General features: G+C 29.8%; 27 protein-coding genes. 3 read left to right on the forward strand and 24 right to left on the reverse strand.

The window, feature by feature from the left end:
• Positions 1-131: 131 nt before the first annotated feature.
• The 20 genes from CPG45_RS16520 to CPG45_RS16615 all read right to left on the reverse strand — a co-directional run bounded on the left by CPG45_RS16520 (position 132) and on the right by CPG45_RS16615 (position 17,566).
• A complete protein-coding gene (locus CPG45_RS16520) occupies positions 132-317 on the reverse strand; it encodes a hypothetical protein (RefSeq protein WP_096233354.1) in 186 nt (61 codons plus the stop codon).
• A gap of 56 nt (positions 318-373) precedes the next feature.
• A complete protein-coding gene (locus CPG45_RS16525) occupies positions 374-1,009 on the reverse strand; it encodes a thiamine diphosphokinase (RefSeq protein ID WP_096233356.1) in 636 nt (211 codons plus the stop codon).
• Positions 1,009-1,659 carry a ribulose-phosphate 3-epimerase gene (gene rpe / locus CPG45_RS16530; protein ID WP_096233357.1) on the reverse strand — a complete coding sequence of 217 codons (651 nt, stop codon included), beginning with the start codon at positions 1,657-1,659 and terminating at the stop codon, positions 1,009-1,011. Before rpe ends, CPG45_RS16525 begins: the two co-directional genes overlap by 1 nt.
• A gap of 6 nt (positions 1,660-1,665) precedes the next feature.
• Positions 1,666-2,538: a ribosome small subunit-dependent GTPase A gene (rsgA, locus tag CPG45_RS16535; protein WP_096233359.1), complete on the reverse strand. Its 873-nt coding sequence runs from the start codon at positions 2,536-2,538 to the stop codon at positions 1,666-1,668.
• Positions 2,539-4,449: a Stk1 family PASTA domain-containing Ser/Thr kinase gene (pknB, locus tag CPG45_RS16540; RefSeq protein ID WP_096233361.1), complete on the reverse strand. Its 1,911-nt coding sequence runs from the start codon at positions 4,447-4,449 to the stop codon at positions 2,539-2,541.
• Positions 4,450-4,453: 4 nt separating this feature from the next.
• The gene (locus CPG45_RS16545; RefSeq protein WP_096233363.1) at positions 4,454-5,188 is read right to left on the reverse strand and encodes a Stp1/IreP family PP2C-type Ser/Thr phosphatase; all 735 of its coding nucleotides are present in this window, start codon (positions 5,186-5,188) and stop codon (positions 4,454-4,456) included.
• Positions 5,189-5,192: 4 nt separating this feature from the next.
• A complete protein-coding gene (gene rlmN / locus CPG45_RS16550) occupies positions 5,193-6,224 on the reverse strand; it encodes a dual-specificity RNA methyltransferase RlmN (protein ID WP_096233365.1) in 1,032 nt (343 codons plus the stop codon).
• Positions 6,225-6,272: 48 nt separating this feature from the next.
• Positions 6,273-7,616 (reverse strand): 16S rRNA (cytosine(967)-C(5))-methyltransferase RsmB, encoded by a 1,344-nt coding sequence (gene rsmB / locus CPG45_RS16555; RefSeq protein WP_096233367.1) that lies wholly within the window; start codon positions 7,614-7,616, stop codon positions 6,273-6,275.
• Positions 7,617-7,740: 124 nt separating this feature from the next.
• Positions 7,741-8,424 (reverse strand): zinc metallopeptidase, encoded by a 684-nt coding sequence (locus tag CPG45_RS16560; protein WP_096233369.1) that lies wholly within the window; start codon positions 8,422-8,424, stop codon positions 7,741-7,743.
• Between the two features lie 4 nt (positions 8,425-8,428).
• On the reverse strand, positions 8,429-9,181 hold the full coding sequence (locus CPG45_RS16565; protein ID WP_096233371.1) for a DUF116 domain-containing protein: 753 nt from the start codon (positions 9,179-9,181) through the stop codon (positions 8,429-8,431).
• Positions 9,182-9,183: 2 nt separating this feature from the next.
• Positions 9,184-10,119: a methionyl-tRNA formyltransferase gene (gene fmt / locus CPG45_RS16570; RefSeq protein WP_096233373.1), complete on the reverse strand. Its 936-nt coding sequence runs from the start codon at positions 10,117-10,119 to the stop codon at positions 9,184-9,186.
• Between the two features lies 1 nt (position 10,120).
• Positions 10,121-10,594: a peptide deformylase gene (gene def, locus CPG45_RS16575; RefSeq protein ID WP_096233375.1), complete on the reverse strand. Its 474-nt coding sequence runs from the start codon at positions 10,592-10,594 to the stop codon at positions 10,121-10,123.
• 12 nt (positions 10,595-10,606) lie between these two features.
• Complete coding sequence (priA, locus tag CPG45_RS16580) at positions 10,607-12,808, reverse strand: primosomal protein N' (protein WP_096233376.1); 2,202 nt, start codon at positions 12,806-12,808, stop codon at positions 10,607-10,609.
• Positions 12,809-12,843: 35 nt separating this feature from the next.
• Positions 12,844-14,040, reverse strand: coding sequence for a bifunctional phosphopantothenoylcysteine decarboxylase/phosphopantothenate--cysteine ligase CoaBC (gene coaBC / locus CPG45_RS16585; protein ID WP_096233378.1), 1,197 nt, complete (start codon positions 14,038-14,040; stop codon positions 12,844-12,846).
• A gap of 11 nt (positions 14,041-14,051) precedes the next feature.
• Positions 14,052-14,261 (reverse strand): DNA-directed RNA polymerase subunit omega, encoded by a 210-nt coding sequence (gene rpoZ, locus CPG45_RS16590; RefSeq protein ID WP_096233380.1) that lies wholly within the window; start codon positions 14,259-14,261, stop codon positions 14,052-14,054.
• Positions 14,262-14,882 (reverse strand): guanylate kinase, encoded by a 621-nt coding sequence (gene gmk / locus CPG45_RS16595; RefSeq protein WP_096233382.1) that lies wholly within the window; start codon positions 14,880-14,882, stop codon positions 14,262-14,264.
• Between the two features lie 5 nt (positions 14,883-14,887).
• Positions 14,888-15,172 (reverse strand): extracellular matrix/biofilm regulator RemA, encoded by a 285-nt coding sequence (gene remA, locus CPG45_RS16600; protein ID WP_096233384.1) that lies wholly within the window; start codon positions 15,170-15,172, stop codon positions 14,888-14,890.
• Positions 15,173-15,184: 12 nt separating this feature from the next.
• Positions 15,185-16,060 (reverse strand): YicC/YloC family endoribonuclease, encoded by an 876-nt coding sequence (locus CPG45_RS16605; protein ID WP_096233385.1) that lies wholly within the window; start codon positions 16,058-16,060, stop codon positions 15,185-15,187.
• A gap of 40 nt (positions 16,061-16,100) precedes the next feature.
• Complete coding sequence (gene dapF / locus CPG45_RS16610; protein ID WP_096233387.1) at positions 16,101-16,934, reverse strand: diaminopimelate epimerase; 834 nt, start codon at positions 16,932-16,934, stop codon at positions 16,101-16,103.
• 98 nt (positions 16,935-17,032) lie between these two features.
• Entirely contained in the window at positions 17,033-17,566 is a 534-nt protein-coding gene (locus CPG45_RS16615) for a Chromate resistance protein ChrB (RefSeq protein ID WP_096233389.1), read from the reverse strand.
• A 128-nt stretch (positions 17,567-17,694) separates the two neighbouring features.
• Between CPG45_RS16615 and CPG45_RS16620 the strand changes: the two genes are divergently transcribed.
• Complete coding sequence (locus CPG45_RS16620) at positions 17,695-19,404, forward strand: Rqc2 family fibronectin-binding protein (RefSeq protein ID WP_096233391.1); 1,710 nt, start codon at positions 17,695-17,697, stop codon at positions 19,402-19,404.
• Between the two features lie 44 nt (positions 19,405-19,448).
• Here CPG45_RS16620 and thpR read toward each other — a convergent pair whose 3' ends face one another.
• The 4 genes from thpR to istA form a co-directional block, all read right to left on the reverse strand.
• Positions 19,449-20,003 (reverse strand): RNA 2',3'-cyclic phosphodiesterase, encoded by a 555-nt coding sequence (thpR, locus tag CPG45_RS16625; protein ID WP_096230062.1) that lies wholly within the window; start codon positions 20,001-20,003, stop codon positions 19,449-19,451.
• 119 nt (positions 20,004-20,122) lie between these two features.
• Positions 20,123-20,485, reverse strand: a complete 363-nt coding sequence (locus CPG45_RS18365; protein WP_350354090.1) for a GNAT family N-acetyltransferase — start codon at positions 20,483-20,485, stop codon at positions 20,123-20,125.
• A 757-nt stretch (positions 20,486-21,242) separates the two neighbouring features.
• A complete protein-coding gene (istB, locus tag CPG45_RS16635) occupies positions 21,243-22,013 on the reverse strand; it encodes an IS21-like element helper ATPase IstB (protein WP_096230063.1) in 771 nt (256 codons plus the stop codon).
• A 1-nt stretch (position 22,014) separates the two neighbouring features.
• Positions 22,015-23,613, reverse strand: a complete 1,599-nt coding sequence (gene istA / locus CPG45_RS16640) for an IS21 family transposase (RefSeq protein WP_096230064.1) — start codon at positions 23,611-23,613, stop codon at positions 22,015-22,017.
• A gap of 227 nt (positions 23,614-23,840) precedes the next feature.
• On the opposite strand from istA, the gene CPG45_RS17785 reads away from it, so the two are divergent.
• Together CPG45_RS17785 and CPG45_RS17790 are read left to right on the forward strand one after the other, a co-directional pair.
• Positions 23,841-24,032, forward strand: coding sequence for a hypothetical protein (locus CPG45_RS17785; protein ID WP_231968884.1), 192 nt, complete (start codon positions 23,841-23,843; stop codon positions 24,030-24,032).
• 182 nt (positions 24,033-24,214) lie between these two features.
• Positions 24,215-24,358: a LuxR C-terminal-related transcriptional regulator gene (locus CPG45_RS17790; protein WP_231968886.1), complete on the forward strand. Its 144-nt coding sequence runs from the start codon at positions 24,215-24,217 to the stop codon at positions 24,356-24,358.
• Positions 24,359-24,602: the final 244 nt, after the last annotated feature.

Consider the following 24,602-nt stretch of genomic DNA (forward strand, 5'->3'; position numbering starts at 1 on the left):
ATTTACTACTTTTGTTAAATACACTTAACAATTTTCTGAAAAAAGCAGGTAACTTAAAATAAAAGACTTTCGGTTCTTTTTTATTTTTCATAGTCAACCCCCTTAATATTTCTATATTAAACTATGCTTTATCACTTGAAATATGCATTAATGTAATATCCAATCGTGATAACAACGAGCCCTAATAATACCATCCACAGCCACCCAGGTATGTACATAACAAGAATAATGATTCCTAATGAAATGACTATATAACCAATTGAATAATTCAAATCTTTATTAAGTTTCTTTAACTTATAATATAGCTTATTCCACATTACATACCCCTCCTTTTTTCTAATAATATTTTATTCAAAATGGAGGGGTTATGTTACTAATCATTAGATTTTATTACCAATAGTAAACCATTATCAATTTTTACGCTAATTTTTTTTTCAACAAAAACATTACTTATTCCATATGGGAATTCCAATGACATATTTTCGCCAGATAATGAATAATATAATCCCTTTGTATATATCCCCTCTACATTACTGGAATAAGGTATTAATGAAACTATATCTCCTTTATTGCCTAGTAATTCTATTGAGCTATCTATTAAATGAATTTCATTTTTCTCATTTATTATCGTTCCTTTAATATGTCTTTTAAGAAGATATAGTAGCAAAGATAAATTTGCGATAGAATGATCAAATCTGCTTCCTATCGTAGCTACATATACAATTTCATCTGAACCAATTTCTATAGCCTTTAATGTAGCAATTTGAGTGTCTGTTTCATCTTTCATAACAGGATGTTTCTCTATTTTTACACCCTTTTCTTTATAATAATCAAGTATTTTTTTATCAACTGAATCTAAATCCCCAACAATTATATTCGGGATAATATTCATTTTAAATACAATGTTAGTACCGCCATCTGCACAAATTACAAAATCACAACTTTCTATTATTTTTTTTATATAGTTATAATCATTTACTGTTCCATTTGATACAATACAAGTTTTCATTATTTAATTGCCTCTCTTAAATTAATAATATTTACTTCTGGATCCCCACAACCGAAAATTGAAGATCCTGCAACAATGATATCTGCACCGGCTAAAACTATATCTTTAATATTGTTAATATTAATTCCACCATCAACTTCAATTTTAAATTTTAAGGCTCTCTTTTTTCTAATTGTAGAAAGTTCCTTTATTTTTTCATACATAACATCAATAAATTTCTGTCCACCAAATCCTGGATTTACAGTCATTATAAGTACTATATCTACATATGGTAAAATATATTTTAATGTTCCTAAAGATGTCGCAGGATTTAATGCAACACTAGCCTTAATTCCCATAGACTTAATATACTGTATCGTCCTATCAAGATGCACACATGCTTCTTGATGTACTGTTATATTTTTAGCACCAGATTCTACAAAATCTTTAATATACTTATCAGGATCTTCTATCATTAGATGCACATCAAATGGGATATTTGTTCTATCTTTCAAACATTTTATAACAACAGGTCCTATCGTAATATTGGGTACAAAATGTCCATCCATAACATCGATGTGCAAATATTCTACTCCTGCTCTTTCAACTTTTTTTACTTCAGCTAATAAATTGCTAAAATCTGCTGATAGTATCGAAGGAGATATTTCCATTATTTATTACTTCCTCCTTTTATTTGATTTTAATTCATTCAACAAGTTCAAATAATTAGAATATCTATTTTTATCTATTAAGCCATTCAGTACTGCATTCTTAACACCACAATCTGGTTCATTTACGTGAATACATGATGTAAATCTACAATTATTTTCATGACCTTTAAAATCTCTAAAATAATGTCTAAGTTCTAATTCATCTATATTTAGATTTAATGATGCAAAGCCAGGTGTATCAAGTATATAGCCATTTTCAATAGGCATTAGTTCGACACTCCGAGTAGTATGCTTTCCCCTTGATATTTTTGGGCTCAATTCACCAGTTTCTTGCGTATATATGTTTTGAATACAGTTTATTAATGATGATTTTCCAACACCAGATGGCCCTGTAAAAAATGATGTCTTTCCTAATAAATTTGATTTTAATTTATCAATTCCTTCACCAGTAATCTTTGATATAGGAATAACTATATATCCTAAACTCTCATAAACTTTACAAATAGGATCATAGATTTCAGGCGTTACTAAATCAATCTTATTCAAACATATTAAAGCCGATATTTTATTTATTTCTGCTATTATTAGCATTTTATCAAGTTGCCTCCTGTTTATAGCAGGGTTTATAATGGAAAAAGTAATTACAGCCTGGTCAACATTAGAAACAGGTGGCCTTATCAATTCATTTTTTCTCTTTTGAATATTTAGTATATATCCGTCTTTTAAATTTTTTGTATCAACATCTACATTATCACCTACAAGTGGTTTTATATTGTCTTTCCTAAATTTACCGCGAGCACGGCATTCAATAATGCCGTGCTCTGTATTTACATAATAAAATCCACCAATACCTTTAACAATTCTGCCGCTTAGTATCAACTAAAATTTCGCCCCCATAGTCTCAAATACCTTGCCATCTATGTCAACTTCAATAATAACATTTCCCTTTCCACTTACGGGAACATACAGAGGACTATCTTGATAGGTATGCGTATTAGAATATTGCAAATTTTTATTTCCATCCTGAATTACATACACATCAACTTTCATTTGCCCTTGTTTATTTGGTAAATCTATACGAAGATTTTTTGTTTTGGTGTTATCAGAAGTCTGTTGTGGTGACTGTTGCTGTGTCGGCTGTTGCTGTGTTGCCTTGCTTACAACTAAATCAATAGATTTACCCTTAGGAATGCTCGTATTAGGTTGTATACTTTGGTCTATTACTGTATTATCAGGCAGATTGTCCTTAGGTTGATTGCTTATTGTACCTACTTTCAAACCTAAACCTTCCAGTGTTTTCGTTGCATCGTCAAGGGTCATATTGACAAGGTTTGGTACCTGGACAGTCTCAATTCCCTTGCTGACGTATATATCTACAACAGTATTATTTTCAACTTGTACACCTTGCCTTGGATTCTGATCATATACATAACCTTTTTGATACTTATCATTAAAATTCCAAATAATATTTGCTTTAAGACCGCTTTTTTCAATATTAATCTGGGCATCCCTATACTCGCTGCCAATCACATTTGGTACAATTGTAACCTGCTTTCCTTTGCTTATTACAACATTAACTGTGCTACCGGTTTTAACTGTTTTACCAGCAGAAGGATTTTGGGATAAAATTGTGTTCTCCGGTTTATCGCTATATTGGCTATCTGTAATACTTAATTTCAAATTTTTGTTTTCTAAAATATTTGTCGCTTTATCAAGAGTTTCGCCGGTAATATTAGGGACAACCACTTCGTTAACTTTTGTAAGAGTATTTAAAAAGTACATTGTACCATATGATAATGATGCCATAAGTATAAGAACTAACAATACTATTCCTATGGTTTTTAGCGCCTTCCTGCTCTTTCTATTCTTTTTTGCGACATTTCCATCTAAAAGTTTATCATGTACCTCGTCTGCTTTCATAACACGTGTTCTATTGTTGTCATTGTTACTTGTAACAACCAATTTATCAGGATCACTTATATACGTTTCAATATCATCCAATAAATCTGATGCACTCTTATACCTATAATTTATATCCTTTTGAGTTGCTTTTAATATAATTTGATCAAGCTTAGGTGGTATCTTAGGATTAAGCTTAGAAGGTGGAACAATATCTTCTTGTATATGCTTAAGTGCCACTGAAATCGGACTTTCACCTTCAAAAGGAACCTTACCTGTTAACATCTCATACATAACTATACCAAGTGAATAAATATCTGTCTTTTCATCTGTCATACCACCTTTTGCCTGTTCCGGTGAAAAATAGTACGCCGTTCCAAGTACATCCCCATTATATGTTATAGTTGAACCATTCACAGCTCTGGCAATACCAAAATCTGTCACTTTCACTATATTGTCATCCGTAACAAGTATATTCTGAGGTTTTATATCTCTATGGACAATATGATTTTTATGTGCATGGTCAAGTGCCTTGCAAACTTGCCTTGCTATGTCAAGTGCTTTTGGTATAGATAATGGCCCATTATTGTCTTTTATCAGCTGCTTTAACGTCTTTCCATTAACATACTCCATTACTATATAATATATATCGCCCTCTTGTCCAACATCGTAAATACTTACAATATTGGGATGTGAAAGACTTGCAGCAGCTTGTGACTCTCTTTTGAACCTTTTAACAAATTCTTCGTCAGCTACAAATTCCGGTCTTAATATTTTTATTGCGACAATCCTATTTAGTAGATGGCATTTTGCTTTGTATACTTTTGCCATTCCACCTTCTCCGATTTTTTCAAGGATCTCATATCTATTGCCAAGTATTTTACCTATCATATTGTCACACCTCCTTTACTGCCACTATTGTAATATTATCATACCCGCCATTAAGCTTTGCTAATTTTATCAAATTATTACATGCTTCATCTATTTTTTCGGATTCGGCAAATTCTTTTAGGATTTGTTCGTCCATAAGCATATTTGTCAAGCCATCAGTACATAAAAAATAAATATCATTTTTATGTACCTCACCAGTAAACATATCTACCTTTATTTCCTCATCAATTCCAAGTGCTCTTGTTATGATGTTTTTTTGTGGATGTATTCTAGCTTCCTCTTGAGTTATTTTTCCCATTTTTACAAGCTCTTCTACATATGAATGGTCCTCAGTTATTTGTTTAAGATTATTTTCTCTTATCAAATATGCTCTACTGTCACCTATATGCCCAATAAAATAATTGCTATTTTCAATAAGGAGCAATGTCAATGTAGTCCCCATGCCAGTTAAATTAAAGTTTGAAAATGATTTGTCAAAGACCATTTCATTTGCATATGTGATAGAATCTACAATAAATTTTTTAATTGATTCATTATCTTTGTTGCATTTTTTGTAATGCGTCAAAAAATAATTAACTACCGATTCAATTGCATATTTGCTTGCAACTTCGCCACCATTACAGCCACCCATTCCATCGGCAACGATAAAAAGTTTTAGGCTATCATCATTAGAAATATAATAGGAGTCCTCGTTATTTTCTCTGACATTGCCGGTGTCTGTTAAAGCATAGACTAACATAATATCACTTCACCCTTCCAGCCATATATTTTCTTCTTAACTGACCACAAGCTGCTTCAATATCACTTCCAAGTTCACGTCTCACAGTACATGTAATTCCAGCTCTTTCAAGTATATTTTTAAAGATCATAATTGTATTATTATCGGTCTTTTTAAATCCTATTTCATCAACATAATTAATAGGTATTAAATTTACATGACATAAAAGCCCCTTTAATAGATCAGTCAATTTTTTACATATCTCTATGCTATCATTTACACCTTTAATAAGTGAATACTCAAATGTTACTCTTCTATGGGTCTTATTTATATAATATTTACAAGCATCCATGAGATCTTCAATAGGATACACTTTATTAATAGGCATTAATTTATTTCTTAATTCGTTTGTTGGTGCATGTAACGATATAGAAAGATTTACCCCTAAATTTTCGTCAGCAAAATTATATATTTTAGGAACAATGCCACATGTAGATATAGTAATATGTCTAATGCCAATTCCCATTCCAAAAGGATTATTGACAATTTTTATAAATTTCATAACCTCCTCATAGTTATCAAAAGGCTCTCCACTACCCATAAGAACAATATTGGATATTTTTCCATATTCGTTATTCATTATCAAAACTTCGTTAATCATCTCAGATGCTTTTAGATTTCTGACTTTTCCTTCAATAGTTGAGGCACAAAAAGAACATTTCATATTGCAGCCGACCTGTGTAGATATGCATGAAGTATTGCCAAAATTATATTTCATAGCAACACCTTCAATTATATTGTCGTCATTTAGTAAAAAAAGATATTTAGTTGTTTCATCAATATTAGATACCATTTTTTTAACTACTTTTAAAGAAGAAATATATGCTATATCATTTAATTTTGAACGTAATTCCTTTTTTAGGTCTGACATGTCCTTAAAATTATAAACTCCTCTATAAATCCATCGAAATACTTGTTTTGCCCTATATTTCGATTCACCTATATTAATAAAAAATTTTTCAAGTTCATCCAAAGTCATATTTTTTAAATCAATCAATTAAAAAAACCCTCCAAAATTATCATACAAATATTATATCATAAATTATTACACATTTCTTTGGATTTTGCATACAAAAAATCCATCTATATGGTTTATATTTGGCAACAGCTGTATATAACCTTTTTCATTAACGTAAGGTCTTAGAATATCTGGTAAAAAAGGCGTTAAATTAACGATACTAAAATTATTATTTTCATTTAAAAATCTATCAACGATATCAAAATTTTCTTCTTTTCCAATTGTACATGTACTGTAAACAAGATATCCACCTTTTTTTACGTATTTTGAACTTGAGTTGAGTATCAAATATTGTAAATTATTTAGTTTGTCAATGTCATTTTTAGTATAATTTTTTAATTTTATATCAGGTTTTTTTCTTATAATACCTATCCCAGTACAAGGAACATCTACAAGAACTTTGTCCGCTTTGTCAATGTAATCACTATTTACTTTTGTTGAATCAAACACCATAGTCATAACATTATTAATCCCAAGTCTTTTACAATTTTTATTAATTAAATTAATCTTATGTTGATGTTTATCAAAAGCAATAATATTACCACTATTTTCCATCAATTGTGAAAGATGTGTAGTTTTCCCACCAGGTGCACTACATACATCAATTACTGTCTCTCCATGCTTTGGTGATAATATTTTTGAAATAAGCATAGAACCTTCGTCTTGAACTTGTATTAATCCATTTTTATATAATTCGTTATTATCGACATTTTTAATATCTATATAATATGCTTCTTCATAATACAACCCTTTCGAATAATGTAGTCCTTTTGATTTTAATTCATTTTCGAATTGTAATGGGCTAAATTTTAATGTATTAAGCCGATATGAAATCCTTGGCTTCTCATTTAATGATTTTAATATCTCTATTGTAAAATTTTTATCATAATTATTTAATAACCTTTCAACAATCCATTCCGGAAATGAAAAATTTACACAAAGATATTTTATTATATCATTATTTTGATCTGGAAACTCTATTAGATTCAATTTTCTTAAATAGTTTCTTAGAAGTGCATTAACGAATTTAGATGCATATTTACCAACATATCTTTTTGTAAGGTTGACAGACTCATTGATAACAGCATAATCCGGAACTTTATCCATATACTTTATTTGATATAAACCCATTTCCAAAATTATCAAAACTTTGCTGTCAATATTTTCAATTCCACTCTTTGCTAATATGTTTATAACATAATCTATAGTATATTTTCTTTCAATTGTACCAAATACGATTTCTTTTATAAAATTTTTGTCAACATCAGTAATATCACTATTACTTAGGTATTTATTTAATATTATGTTTGAATATCCTTTGTTGACTATAATATCGTATAATATTTTAAATGCAATATCACGTGAATTCATAAGACACCTCAAAAGCTACAATTCCATATATAATTATTTCAATTATTAGTGTTTTTATCAAATTACTTTTTATCCATCTAGTAAGCTTTTTTATAGTAAATCAAAAAATGAGGGATAGAAAAAATCAATCCCTCCTATCCCTTAATATGAATAATCTAATAAGCTGCATAATTGATACAAATGCAGCAGCAACGTAAGTCAGTGCAGCTGCTTTTAATACTTGTTTAGCAGGATATATCTCATCTCTCATAAAAAGACCATTTGACTCTAGCAATGCTAATGCTCTCCTACTCGCATTTATTTCAACAGGCAATGTTATTATCTGAAATAAAACTACCGCAGAGAATAATATAATACCAATATCAATTAGCTGTGTAAATCCAAATATAAAACCTATTATTAAGAGTGGCCATGAAATTGTCGTGCCAAAATTAGCTATAGGTACTATAGTATTTCTCAGCATTAGTGGAATATATCCTGTAGAATGCTGTATCGCATGGCCCGTTTCATGTGCTGCTACACCTATTGCTGCCATTGAATCGCTACCATACACAGATTCAGATAATCTTAAAACCCTGCTCTTTGGATCATAATGATCAGTAAGATTACCTGGTATCATCTCTATATTAACGTCATAGAGGCCTGCTTCATTTAGCAATCTTCTTGCAACCTCGAAAGCTCTATAACCATACCTGTTTCTCACATTTGTGTACCTGCTAAATGTACTTTGGACTTTATACTGTGCATACATTGCAAGTAATAAAGCGGGTATTAACAATATATACGTTGGATCATAAAACCAAAACATACAATTACCCTCCATTCATAAAATTAATTATTGCTTTCTCAACTTCGCCTATATCAACTTTTGTATTAAAGCATGGACCATATGGCCTTACATTTATTATACCATAAACGGGTATTTTTTTCACGTCCATTATACCGCTCGTTAAATCTCTTTCGCATGCAATAGCAATAATAGCATTTGGTTTTAAATCCTTAACTACTTTTCTCGCTAAGGTTCCGCCTGTCGCTATTGCTACTTTTACACCATATTTTTCTTTCAATTTTATCAAATCATTAACTTGACATTTCCCACATCTTCTACAATTATCAATATCATTTGTAACCTTATATATGCATTCATTAAATTGAATACAATGTGGTGCGAGAATCAAAAGATCTTCTTGTTTATATTTAATATTTCTTGAACTTACTAAGAAATTATTAATAGCTGTAAATGACTGCTGTATTTTATCTTTTTTAAAACCCAAGATCTTTCCCAAAACTATAAGTATAGGATAAGCCCCATCAATTAAAGAAGATATAATATTATTAAGCATTTTATTAGTTTTTTTCATGTAAACAGAATAAACAAAAGCAAATATACCAAAAAGCAGAATTAATACAATTACAGAAAATAGTGCAATTAAAACACCTATAAATAAATTAAACAAAATTAAATCTTCACTTCTGATTACATATGTCAAAAGTGCAATAGTAAGCATTAATAAAAGAATTAAAACACTTAGTAATCCTATAAAAACCCGCTTTTTGCCCGTCAAAATTATATCCCCTCTAACATTTCTCCCTTTTTTATATTATGTCCTCTTAAATATTCACCAATACTCATTTTCCTTGTTCCTTCCGACTGTATTTCAAGAATTTTTAACGCATTCAAGCCACATTTTACAACTAAATTTTTACCAGATTCTAATATTGTACCAGGTTTTGCATCACTTTGATCACCAACAACTACGGCACTCCAAATTTTTAATATATTTCCATTGTAATAAGTGTATGTACCAGGCCAAGGTCTTAAACCTCTTATCAAATTTCTAATATCATCCGCATTTTTGCTCCAATCAATTTGCCCCATTGATTTTTCAAGTATCGGAGCATATGTTGCATAATTATCATTTTGTTTTGTAGGTTCTAATGTTCCATTTTTTAATCTTTCTAATGTTTCAATCAGAACCTCTCCGCCAAGCTGTGCAAGCTTATCATGGACAGTTTCGGCATTATCATCATATAAAATAGGTATAGCCCTTTGCATAAGGATATCTCCTGTATCTAATCCTTTTTCCATGTACATTGTTGTGATACCAGTTTCTTTTTCACCGTTTATAATTGCCCAGTTTATTGGAGCGGCACCTCTATACTTCGGTAGAAGCGATGCATGTACATTAATGCAGCCATGTTTAGGTATATTTAATATTTCTTCCGGCAATATTTTACCATATGCTACTACTATTATAAAATCTGGGTTTAAAGTCTTTATTTTATCAAAAATTTCTTGATTTTTCTTTATTTTTTGCGGTTGCAAAACTTCTATATTATTTTCTAAAGCATATTCCTTTACAGGCGGAAACAAGAGCTTTTTCCCACGACCTTTTGGCTTATCTGGCTGTGTAACAACTGCAGATACATTATAACCTACGTCTATTAATTTTTTTAATGATGGAACGGCAAAATCCGGTGTACCCATAAATACGATATTCAAATTATTCAGCCTCCGTTTTTTCCTCATCATTTAAAAATCTAATTACTTTATTAACAAATAATTCTCCATTTAAATGATCTATTTCGTGTGTTAATGCCCTCGCAAGTAAATCTTCACCATCTATCTCTTTCTGATTTCCATTTCTATCTAAATATTTTACTTTAACTTTTTTAGGCCTTTTTACTTCACCAGTTACATTTGGTACACTTAAACAGCCTTCCGGGCCTATTTGTTCTCCTTCTTCATATATAACTTCCGGATTTATTAGCTCAATCAGCCCTTCTCCGACATCTATAACAACAAGTCTTCTCAATATCCCAATTTGATTTGCTGCAAGTCCTACACCTTCAGCATTGTACATAGTTTCGGCCATGTCACTTAAAATTGTCAATATATGCTTATCAATCTTATCGACTGGTTTTGCCTTTTTATATAATATTGGATCTCCTATCTTTCTTATATACCTTAATGCCATTAATACTCCTCCTTAAATTATACTAATAGGATCCAGGTCAAAAGATATCTTAATATTTTTTTGTATTTTTAATGTATTTAAAACATTAGCAACATCTAGTAAAATACCTCTATCACTGGATTTTACAATAATCTGCCATCTATAATTATTTTTTATTCTTTCAATAGGTGCAGATGATGGACCTAATATTTTATTATAACCCTTTTTATTAGATTTGTTAATAGTCTTATAAATAATATTATAAAGCCGTGCAGCATTATCTATGACATCATTCTTTATATCTCCATATATTACTATATTCATGAGATGTGTAAATGGTGGATATTTAAAAATTTCTCTATAATGGATCTCTTCCTTATAAAACTTTTCATAATCCTGATTTTTTGCTGCTAATATACTATAATTATCATCTTCATAAGTCTGAATTATTACTCTCCCTGGTTTGGTACCTCTGCCTGCTCTACCGGCAACTTGTGTCAAAAGTTGAAATGTCCTTTCACCAGATCTAAAATCTGGTATATTCAATGTCACATCAGCAAGAATTACACCAACAAGTGTTACATTTGGTATATCAAATCCTTTTGAAATCATTTGTGTCCCGATTAAAATATCTGCATTTCCTTTTTTAAATTCATAAAAAATCTTTTCATGGGACCCCTTTGTTTTAGTTGTATCAACATCCATTCTTAAAACTTTGCTCTTAGGAAATAATTTTTTAATGTCTTTTTCAATACGTTCTGTCCCAATGCCTAAATACCTTATTCTTTTACTTTTACATTTAGGACATATTGACACCATATCAGTATTGTAACCGCAATAATGGCACTTCAGTTTACCTTCAAAAGCGTGATATGTAAGTGATATATCGCAATTTGGGCACTTAGGAACATATCCGCAATCTCTGCAAGAAACGAAAGATGAATAACCTCTTCTATTTAAAAATAATATTGTCTGTTCACCCTTTATTAAATTTAACTTAATTTCTTTATATAATCTTCTGCTAAATATGGAATTATTTCCTTCAGCTAATTCTTTACTCATATTAACAACTTCAACTCTTGGTAATTCAATCCCAATTCTATCTTTTAGTCTTAGCAATTTATATTCATTTTTTAAAGCCCTGTAAAATGATTCTATTTGTGGTGTTGCAGAACCCAACAATAGTACAGCTTTTTCTATTTCACATCTTTTCTCTGCTACTTCTTTTACATTATATTTTGGACGAAAATCTGACTGTTTATATGTATTTTCATGCTCTTCATCAATAATGATTAAGCCTATATTTGAAAATGGTGCAAAAATCGCATTTCTAACCCCGACAGCCACCTTAACTTCTCCCTTTTTTATCCTTCTCCATTCGTCGAATCTTTCACCCCGTGATAAACCGCTATGTAAAACCGCTACTAAATTTCCAAACCTTGAGATAAATCTTTCTATAGTCTGGGGTGTCAATGATATCTCTGGCACTAAAACAATAGCATCTTTACCCATATCAATACATTTTTCAATTAACTGCAGATAAACCTCTGTTTTACCGCTTCCAGTGACCCCAAAAAGAAGATATTTATCAAATAATCCTCTTTCAATGGAATCTTTAACTTTACTAATGACATATTCTTGCTCTTTTGTAGGAGCAAGTTTTTTTGTTCTTGCATATTCGCCAACATTAAACCTATCTACTTCTTCATAGAATATATCAATAAAACCTTTTTTGTACAATGAATAAACAGATGAATAACTCACATTCAAATTTCTTATTAAATCTGACAAATAGATAGAATCTTTATTGCTAAGAAAATTTAATATTTCTAATTGCCTTGAAGGAAAATCTTCTTTTATCTTACTTAAGAACTCCTTTTTAAGTTTCACTTTTTTTACTTTTTTCTCACCTTTTTTAATACCAGTTGGAATAATGCATTGTAAGCTTTCAGATAGAAAACAATTATAATAATCTTTCATCCAAAAAGCGAGTTTTAACATTTTCTCATCAAATATACTATAATCGTCCAATACATTTATAATATATTTTAATTTATTATCAGGTATTTCAGAATAATTAGTAATTTTTATGATATAGCCTTCAACAATACTTTTGTTAATTGGTACAGAGACCCTCATGCCGATTTCTAAATTTTTCATATTTTCAGGTATCTTGTATGTAAAAACTTTTTCTGTATTTCGAGAAAATTCATTTAAAACTATTTGTGCAAACATAAATACCCCCATAAAAAAAAGCCATATTGGCCTTATTATAATAAATTTATTATTTCATCAAGTATCAAATGAGCAACTTTTGCCTTACTCATTATTGGGTATTCTTTAATATTGTAATTCTTATCAATAATCTTTATTATATTCGTGTCACCCAAAAACCCTGCACCTTCTATTGTAACATCATTAGCTACAATAAGGTCTAAATTTTTTTTCTTTATCTTTTCCTTAGCATGTTCTACTAAATTCTCCGTTTCTGCAGCAAAACCGACCAAAATCCTATTTCCTTTATTTTTCCCTATTTCATATATTATGTCCGGATTTCTTGTCAATTTTATAATTAAATCATCATCACCTTTTTTGATTTTATTTTTTTCGAATTTTTCGGGGCGATAATCTGCAACGGCCGCAGCACCGATAACTATATCAACATTGGATATCCTCTTCATTACGCTCTCATACATTTCATAAGCGGTATTTACATGTACTGTTTCAATACCTGGTGGATCTTCTAAATTTGTTGGCCCAGAAATTAGAAGAGCTTCTCCACCGCGCTCTTTTACCGCTTTTGCAATTTCAAATCCCATCTTACCAGATGAATGATTTGTTATGTATCTAACTGGATCTATTGGTTCTATTGTTGGTCCTGCTGTTATTAATACTTTCTTTCCATAATAATCATTTTTATTATAGATATTTAAATATTTTAAAATTTCACTTTCTATAATTCCAATATCCGCTAATTTGCCCTTACCGTATGTCCCACAAGCTAATCTTCCCTCACAAGGTTCTACAAAAATGTAGCCATATGATTTAAGCTTTTTAATATTTTCCTGTGTAATTTTGTTGTTGTACATATTTGTATTCATTGCAGGTGCAATTATAACCTTACTATTTGTAGCCATTACGGTCGTTGTAAGCATATCATCAGCTATACCATTTGCTATTTTCCCAATTATATTTGCTGTAGCTGGAACTATCGCAAACACTTTAGCTTTTTCCGCTAAAGCTATATGCTCTATTTCCCAATATTTTGGACTTTCAAACATGTCTACAATTACTTTATTATGTGACAATGATTCAAATGTCAATGGAGAAATAAATTTTGTTGCTGATTCGGTCATTATTACATCAACATTTATGTTTCTTTTAACAAGTCTTGATACTAAATCTGCTGATTTATATGCCGCTATGCCACCAGTTATTCCTAATACTACATTATCCATTTCACTCATATAAGTACCCTCTACTTAATTCCGAACTTCTGTCTTTCGAAAGTTATAAGACCTTCGTTGATTTCTTCAGTAGCAATAGTAACGGGTTTTCCGGAATCAGTGTGAATGAGACTTTCTTGTCCATCTATAAGTTGTCTTGCACGTTTTGCTACTAAAGCACATAGTGTATATTTACTGTCTATTTTGTTCATCAAATCTACTATCGATGGATACAATATCATTTAACATCCCTCCTTAATTTCAAGATATAATCCTTTATTACGGTCAACGCGACATTTTTCAGCTTTTATAATCGCAAGAATTTTATCAACTGCTAAATCTACGTCATCATTTATTACAACATAATTATATCTTGAGACGAAATTAATTTCTTCATAAGCACATTTAAATCTTTTTAATATTTCTTCTTCGGTTTCGGTACCTCTTTTCTTTATTCTGTTTTTTAATTCTTCCATTGATGGTGGTAAAATAAATATAAATACACCTTCTGGGAATTTATCTTTTACTTTCAATGCACCTTGTATATCTATTTCAAGAATTACATCATGTCCTTCATCAATGTTATTTTGTACGAATTCTTTTGGTGTACCATAATAATTATCATAAACTTTAGCCCATTCAAGAAGCTGATTATTTTCGATCAATGTTTTAAAGTTCTCAACTGTTGTAAAAAAATAATTTTCACCATCGATTTCACCATTTCGTGGATTCCTCGTCGTTAATGATACACTTAATTTTAAATTGCTATCTTTTTTTAGAAGTGCTTTGCATACTGTTCCCTTGCCAGCCCCAGATGGTCCAGATATTACAATTAATAAGCCTTTATTAAACAATGATACCATTCCCCTTATTCTTCAGTTTCATCTTCTTCAATATCCTCATCTATAATGTCCTTAGAATTAAGCCTATTTGCCACTGTTTCTGGTTGGACAGCAGATAAAATAATGTGATCACTATCCGTAATTATAACGGCTCTTGTTCTTCTACCATATGTAGCATCGATTAGCATCCCTCTATCCCTTGCCTCCTGAATTATTCTTTTAATAGGAGCAGACTCTGGACTAACAATTGCTACTAATCTATTCGCGGATATAATATTACCGAAACCGATATTTATAAGTTTAATCGCCATAAATTATCCTCCCTACTCTATGTTTTGAACTTGCTCCCTTATCTTTTCTATTTGATCCTTTAATTCTATCACACCATTCGTAATTTCAATATCCATTGACTTAGAACCTATTGTATTAACCTCTCGATTCATTTCCTGTGTTATGAAATCAAGTTTTTTCCCAATAGGCATATCACTATCTAAGGAACTCTTAAACTGATTAATATGGCTTCTTAATCTTGTTATCTCTTCAGTAATGCTTGTTCTATCAGCCATTATTGCCACTTCGGTTAAAAATCTGCTTTGATCAATATTACCATTTGTTAATTCTTTTATGCGAGTTTCCAATTTACTTTTATATTCCTGTACAACAATTGGGCTTCTCTCTTCTATCTTATCAATAAAATTATTAAGTATATCTAATCTATTTATTATATCATTTTTTAATTTTATACCTTCTTTTACTCTCATGTCAATTAAATTTTTAATTCCTTCAGAGAGTGCTTTCTCAAAAGTTACCCAAACTTCATCAACATCAAGATCTGTATTTTTTACTTTTATTATATCAGGAAGTGACAATAAATCACTTATTTTGATGCTTTCAGAGGAAGCATAATTCACTTTTATACTTTCTAATATTTTAAAATACTGTTCTAATAAATCATTATCTAAATCAAGAATATTTATACCCTTTTCATATGGCTCAAATACTACATTTATTTCTACTCTCCCTCTTTTAATATATTTTGCAATAGTTGCCCTAATTCTTTCTTCTAATCCATTTAGCTGTCTTGGAAGTTTTAAGGCAATATCTAAAAAACGATGATTTAGGGTTTTGATTTCTATACATATATAGAATCCACCCTTTCTTACTTCACCTCTTCCAAACCCAGTCATGCTTTTTATCATTTTATCACCTGTTTCATATTATTATCAACTTTATTTATAATTAAACGCCATGTATTTCACCTGTAAATACTTTTTCAGCTTTTCCTGTTAGAAATATATTATTATCATCTGTCCATTCAATATAAAGATCTCCACCTTTAAAATGGACATAAACATCCCTTTTAGTTTTCTCTGTAACAGCCGAGGCTACTGCAGATGCACAAGCGCCAGTACCACATGCAAGTGTCAAGCCCGCACCTCTCTCCCACGTCCTTACAGAAATATTTTCATTGTCTTCTACTTTGACAAAATCAACATTTGTTCCGCGTGGAAATATCTGTAATTTTTCTATCAACGGACCTAAACTTAATACCATATTTTCATCTATGGTATTTACAAATACAATTGTATGTGGTACACCAACAAGTATTGATGTGACAATATATAAATGTCCATTTATCTTAATTGGTTCTTCAACGAAAGTCTTTTTATCTACCTTAACAGGTATCATATCTGTTTTGAAAATGGGATTTCCCATATGAACCTTTACTTTTTCGACTACTCCATTACTAAAAATCAATTCGGGCATAATAACCCCTGACAATGTTTCTACCATCATCTTTTCCTTTTTAACAATATTGTTTTCATAAACATATTTTGCAAAACAGCGAGAACCATTGCCACACATTTCCGCTTCGCTGCCATCTGAATTGATTATTCTCATTTTGATATCAGCCATACCTGATGGTTCTACTATTAAAAGCCCATCGGCACCAATTCCAAAATGTCTATCGCATAGTTTTCGAGCTAATACTCCATAGTCGATATCTTTATTATCTAAATTTTCTAATACAATAAAATCATTGCCAAGACCATTCATCTTAGTAAATTTCATTAATTTTCACCCCACGTAAACTCATATCATGTAAAATATATTATAACATAAAATTCTACAAAATGATTAGAAATTTGAAGATATTTAAAGATAAACACCTATTCATTCTTCTTATAATTGTCATAAACTAATGAAGCAAACATCTCAAATTCTTCATCGGCTTTTTCTAATAATAATTGCACTTCATTTTTTATTTCCGCACCGAATATATCTCGTTTTAAAACATTATCAAACCATTTATGTAGCTTGTTTAATTCATCTTCATTCTCTTCAAGCTCAGCATATGTCAAATTATTTCTACCTATTTCCATTTTTATTTCGTCAAAATATGCTTCACACTGTTCTTTAATTTCCATATATTCTTCTGTTCGCTGTTTATTAAATTCCTGTATTATTTGTTTTTCCATTTTATCATCAGTTGTTTCGGAAATAAATGATTTTAAGTCACCACCCATAGAATATATTTCATCCTTCAACATTTCTACTTTTTTTAAAAAATCTTCATTATATGGTGTTATACATACAGATTGTTGTAAATACAAAGCTCCTATTTTTTTTATCTTTCTCCAAACAGTGACTCTTGCCGTTGAAGAATTTGATGGAACTTTATAAATCAATAAAATCCACTTCATTAAATCAACTCCCATATTTTACTAATCGTATTTATTGTAACGTATGTTACATAATATGTCAATTTGTAAATTGAAATGTTCGTGCTATACTATTAAAGGAGACTAAATAGAAAGGAATGTTATACTCTATGGCACTCGATGGTATAACTTTATATGCAGTTATAAATGAATTAAAAGAAGAAATCATTGGTGGTAAAATAGATAAAATATATCAGCCTGAAAAAGACGAAATAATGTTAATAATAAGAAATAAAGGTAAAAATTATAAACTTCTTTTATCAAGTAATGCAAACTATCCGAGAATATATCTTACAGATGAAAATAAAGAAAACCCAACTGTGCCTCCTATGTTTTGCATGTTATTGCGCAAATATCTCCAAGGTGGAAAATTATTAGATATTTATCAGATCCGATTTGATAGAATTGCTTTAATTGATATTGAAAGTCGTGATGAGTTTGAGAACATGGTAATAAAAACATTGGTCATAGAAATTATGGGCAGACACAGCAATATTGTATTGATTGATAAAAACAGTAGAGTTATTGTTGATAGTATTAAGCGTGTATACCATGACATGAGTAAAGTACGCGAAATTTTACCAGGCTTAAAATATGACTTACCACCATCACAAAATAAAATAAATATAACTAATATTTCTAAGGATGTATTTTTTGAATCATTAAAATTACTAAAGGGTAAGAAAATCGAAAAAGCCATTTTGACTTTATTTGAAGGATTTAGCCCCGTTCTATCGAGGGAAATGACTTTTAGAAGTCAAGTAAATGACAAATATGTAGAAGAACTTACAAATAATGAAATTGAAAACTTATATTTTAATTTATCAGAGTTTAAGTTGACAATAACAAGCAATAATTTCAAGCCTTGTACCGCTTACATCGATAATAATCCTATTGAGTTTTCTTGTATAGATCTTAAACAGTATATTAATTTAAAATTTCATAAAAATGTTAATGAAGCTGCATTGACATTTTATAAAGAAAAAGCAAATGTTGAAAACATAAAAACCCGTTCGCATGATTTAAAAAAATTGATCGAAGTACATCTTGAAAGACTATACACTAAACTTGATAAACAAATGGATGAACTAAATAATGCAGAAAAATCTGATATTTATAGATTATATGGAGAACTTATAACTGCTAATTTATATAAGCTAGATAAAAAAATTAATGAATTTAAAACAATAAATTATTATACAGGAGAGGAAATCCAAATACCTCTTGATGTTAAATACACACCTGCAGAAAACGCGCAAAGATATTTTAAAAAATATACAAAAGCCAAAAATGCTGTTAGAATTTTAACTAAACAAATCGACGATACTAAAGAAGAAATAGAATATTTGGAGGGTCAGCTTATAAATTTAGAGCAATGTACATTGCCAACCGAAATAGATGAAATAAGGGAAGAGCTATCTGATATGGGTTATATCAGAAAAAAAGATAAAAATAAAAAGCAAAAAAAGGTTGTTTCACAGCCAATCCATGTTGTATCGTCTGATAATTTTGATATTTACATCGGCAAAAATAACGTACAAAATGATTATCTTACTTTAAGATTTGCATCTGCAAATGATATATGGCTACACACTAAAAATATTCCAGGATCACATGTAATAATTAAAAATAAAGATAGTAATATACCATATACAACTATACTTGAGGCAGCAAAACTGGCTGCCGCACACAGCAAGGCAAAGAATTCGTCAAATGTCCCTGTCGACTATACGTTTAAAAAATATGTTAAAAAACCATCTGGAGCAAAGCCAGGATTTGTAATCTATACAAATCAAAAAACATTATATGTTACACCATAAATTTTGGGGATAATTTTTTGAATTATCTCTTTTTATATATTTAATTATTTTACTTTATTTAGTAAGACATCAAATATGTTTGTATAAATTCTTTTATTATTCTCTAATTTGCTTTCCATCAAATAAATATTAGATACCATAAAACTATCGGATTTCAATTGAAATATTTTATTTATTTTATTCACATCAATATTTAACGATATATCTCTCGCTATTGTAATATGTGTCTTAAAATTTCTATCATCTTTTTTAAATCCTATTTTTAATAGATTGTCTTCGATTTTATCATGAAGAATTTTCAGCTCTTTATCATTGTCAATGCCAACCCATAAAATTCTATAACTTTCTTTACCTTTAAAACAGCCGATTTTATCTATTCTAATATTAAATGGAGAAAAACTTTTCGCCACATCCTCTGTTGCATCTTTAATTTTGTCTACATCGTCAGTATTTATTTCGCCTAAAAATTTGAGTGTTATATGTAAATTATCTTTTTTTGTCCATCTTCCCTTTAAAGTATATTTTTTAAGTTCTTCCTGTAAATTTGCAATTTCGTTAACGGCCATATCACTTAATTTAACTGCCAAAAATGCTCTCATATTATCCTCCTTTATTATATGTTATTATTTCCCTGGTAATTAATGTTTAATATAATCATCTTCAATTATGCTCATTATATACTCATTTGTGTATTTCCTTTGTTAATAAACAATTACTCTCAATAATCCATCTTTTTAAATCCACATTTTTTATAACACCTTATTACTCTTTCTTTAAAATCATAATCTCTTAATTCTATTCTATGCAAGTTTAATTCATTAAATATAAAATTAATTAATAATTGCAAAGCTTCTGTGCCATATCCATTATTGCGATATTTTTCTTCATCTATCATTATTTCTATTTCGCAGTTTCTATTTTTCCAAGCAATATTTCCAATGTATTCAGAAGTTTTATTTATAACAATCGCAAATTCACCTGATTTCTTTGGATTCTTTTTCCCATGTCTTCTAAAGTAGTATAGTGTCCTTACTCCAAGATTTATTTTACCAACATTTTTTATACCAGGTGCACAAGCAATCTAAGCATTATAATAAAATTGGTCAATGAGGTTTTCATCAGTATAGTCGTTAAAAATGCTTAATATACTCCAAAGACAAAAGTATGTTAGCTGGAAAATTGGGCGTTCCTATGTTTTGTGTATAAAAGGTCGCAAAAAGTTTCTCACTAATTTTACAAAATACATGTTTAAAATACAGTGGTGTCCAACTGTTCGAAATCTCTACCGTATACGTTCATCCATCCAAAATTAACTGGTAAACATCTTTTGCTGTAAATGATCTTTATTCTCTCTAAACATATCTTTAACCCCTTACTGCAATGTATTATATTCTAATTATACCCCTTAATGTTTTGAAATTCTATATTTTTCGACTTTTTGCAGTAGAATCATATGATGATCGACTGAAAGACTATTTTAACACATTAATTTTTCAGATGTTACCAGCTTAAAAATTGAAGATTGCGATACAAATGCAAAATGTATGGTTATGAAAAAGAAAGAGCAATCTGAAATATACGGAGAAGATCATCATTGTGAATTATTTAAGATTGGTATTGCGTTGCAACACCTATCTTTAATTATCACAATAAAGAAACAATTGCATAACTTGATTTGTCAACAAAAAGCTGTAAAATACTAAAATAAAATTGAGCCAAATAAAGCATAAGTAATGATAAAAAAGTAATTCACATTAATCAAAAATCCTGTATGCATTTGTCAAGTGAAAGATGCGCCAAATTTCAATCGAATTTTCCTCCACTTAGTGTGTAAAAAATTAAGCAATATTCTGACTCTTTATCCATTCCTCCGTTTCTTTAAGTCTATATGAATTTCCATTCATATTTACTAAATAGGCTTTATGTGTTAGTCTATCTACCATCGCTGCTGTCATCACTGGATCTTGAAATATTTCAGCCCACCTTTCAAATGATAAGTTTGTTGTTATTATCGTTGATTTTCTTCCTGCTCTTAATGATAAGTTTGTAAATAAAAGCTCAGATCCCTCTTTGTCAAAAGAGATATAGCCAAGTTCGTCTGCTATTACTAGATCGTATTTCGCAAATTTGTTTTCAAAAGTGTGTAATGTTCTTTCTGATCTACTTTCTTTTAATTGATTTATTAAAGTTGGAATTGTTGTGAATAGTACTCTATATCCTGCCAAACAAGCTTTTATGCCTAGTCCTATTGCTATATGTGTTTTGCCTGTACCTGGATTTCCTGCAAGTATTACATTTTGTCCATTCTTAATAAATTCAAGTGAACTTAATATCTTTAATTTTCTATTCGCATCATCTGGTAGATACTCTACTTTTAGGTCTTCTAGATATTTTTTGTATGGAAAATTAGCTAGTCTTATACGATTTTCTTTCGCATGTTCCTGTCTTAGATCATATTCTTTCTGGAGCAATCCGTATAAGTATTCTTCATAGCTTATATCTCTTGCTGCAGCATCTTTTGTATCTTCTCTAAAATATTTCTTTATCCCTGGTAGTTTTAAGCTTGTTGCAAATTGTTCTATTTCTTTTGATATTTCTTTTTTATTCATTTTAAATGACGGCCTCCTCTTTGAAATTTTCGGCCTCTTTAGGTATTAAATTGCCGAATTCTTTCAGCATTTCTTTTGATTTATCTTCTATTTCATTATTTGTTTTTGTCTTTTCTATATATTCATCAACCTTTCTTTCGCATATTATTTTTATTTTATCTGTTGTAATATCAATTGGATCTATTTTTCTCAATTTCTCAATAGCATCAAGTATTTTTTGCATACCTACTATACCTACATATTGCAAGAGATCTATGAATTCTTTCTCCCTGGTGGTATAATAGGTATGGTAGATATTTTGCAACCTTGGGTCTGCCTGTTTAAGCGCTGTGCTTGAAGGCAGGGCCCCAGGTTTTTTCTTTAGTGTATTCAAGTAGTGCTCTATTTTTATTGACCATTCGTTAAATCCGTATATTCGCTCATGTTCGGCAATTTTTACATTGTCATAATAGCAAAGTATTTTATGCGAATATATTTTTGTAAATATGATTTTACCGACATAAGCATCCGGTACAGAATAATGACATGAGTCTATAACTATTGTTGAATATTTATCTGCCCGCAAGTCTTCACATCTTGCTGCATCAAATGGTGGTAATTGCGGCAGCAAATACGGTCTCTCTTCTTCAAGTATCTCTGCAGGTGACTTATTGTCTTTTAAATGATTTTTTGTATTATTCAGCTTTTTACATACTTCATAAAGATAGTTATTAGCTTCTTCCAATGAGTCAAAGTAGTCTTTATTAGAAAATGCCTTTCTTCTTATAAATTCTACGCTTCTTTCAACGTGTCCTTTTTCATTGCCTCGATATGTATTGCAAAATCTAAATTTAAAGCAGTAATATATTGATAGTTTTAAAAGTCCTTTTGTTGGTTCTTTTTCACTCCTTCCTACAAATTTTTTAACCATAACTTTTGCATTGTCATATACTACAGTATGATAAACGCCTTTTATATCTTCAAAGAATGATACATGTGCTTCTTGAAAGCATGAAGTATCTTGTTTTGGAAAAAGTTTTGCAAATCTGTAATTGCCTTTGGCACTTGTAAATACCGCCATCTGAAATGTTTTTAACTCGCTTTTTATAAATAATTTGACTTCACCCCAGTCGAATTCACACACATCTCCAAGTTGATATTCCGCCTTTATATATGCTTCTTTTTGCTCATTTAATATCTTATTTATTGCTTGGCAAACGGATGTATAACCTATGTCATAGCCTTCTTCTCTTAAGGCATTATATATATCAATTTTCTTTTTTTGTTGTTTGGACTGTCCTAAATACCTTTTTTGCTCATTTTCTCTAAGATAAAATTTTATGCGATTTATCACTTCCTCAGTTAACTTTATCTTATGCCTGTTTTCAATGTTGTACTTAGGTTTTTCAACTATATCATCAATAATCTCTTGAATATCTGTATTTACATCTATTTTCCATTCATTTATCAAGTCCCTTCTCTTTTCTTCATATTTTTTAATATATTTTCTAATAACTTTTCTATCAATACCAGTTTCTCTAGATATCTGTCTTTGAGATTTACCATCTCTTATATATGATAATATTATTTCCTGTTTGTCTTTCAAAGAAATCAACTCCATCACTCCCTCATGTATTTTATTACATGAGAGAAATTTTATCTTAAAGTGGGGGATTTTTCAACTGAAATACTGGGGTACTTTTAGTGTAACATAGACACAAATTAGATTAAATAAAAACATAGGACTTATTAATGTATTTCACAATTGTGTTGATAATTTTTTAAATCAGACTAAAGGAGAATACATATTTTTATTAACTGATGACAATGGTTTCTTTTAAATATAAGATGAATAAGAAAACACACAGTTGCATAGATAAATCAGGTTTTAGAATAGGTATGTCTTTTAAAGAAGAAGCCGTAGGAACAAATGCTATTTCAATGGCGATGCAATTAAGAAGATTAGTTTATTTAGAACCTCAGCATCATTTCTGTGACATTTTGAAAAAATGGTATTGTATTGAGCGCCTATCATTGTAGATGAAAAGATAATAGGATATTTTGATGTATCGACGATAGAATATGTCATGGCAGATGAAATGACTATAGTTTTAGAATTGCTTGCAGATAAAATTGCCGATGAATATAAAACCAATATAAAAGAGCAATAACTAAATAACTGCAATATAAATTTAACTGATAATCAGATAGAGATATTGCTAATGCTTGCAAAGGGTTATAAAGAATTGGCCATATCAAGAGAGATTGGAATTAAACCAGTTACTGTAAAATATCATAAGAGGAAAATAATTGAGAAGCTATGCGTAAAAAGCATTCAGAAAGCAGTTACAAAAGCGGTTAATTAAATTTAATAGATATAGATTAAATTTTAAGATTATACTTTTGTATAGTTTTTTGCTTTTTATGTCAAAACTATACAAAGATATAGTAGACATTGGAAAAACAGCGCTATAAAATGAAGATGTACAAGGGCATTACAGTTTATTAAATAGATAGGAATAATAAAAAGGTATTGAATAGAGAAAAGAACATTAACAACGGCTCAGATTAACTAAAAATTTATGAAAGAATGAAAATTAAATGTATAAA

The sequence above is a fragment of the Thermoanaerobacterium sp. RBIITD genome, from assembly GCF_900205865.1.
Classification (GTDB): Bacteria; Bacillota; Thermoanaerobacteria; order Thermoanaerobacterales; family Thermoanaerobacteraceae; genus Thermoanaerobacterium.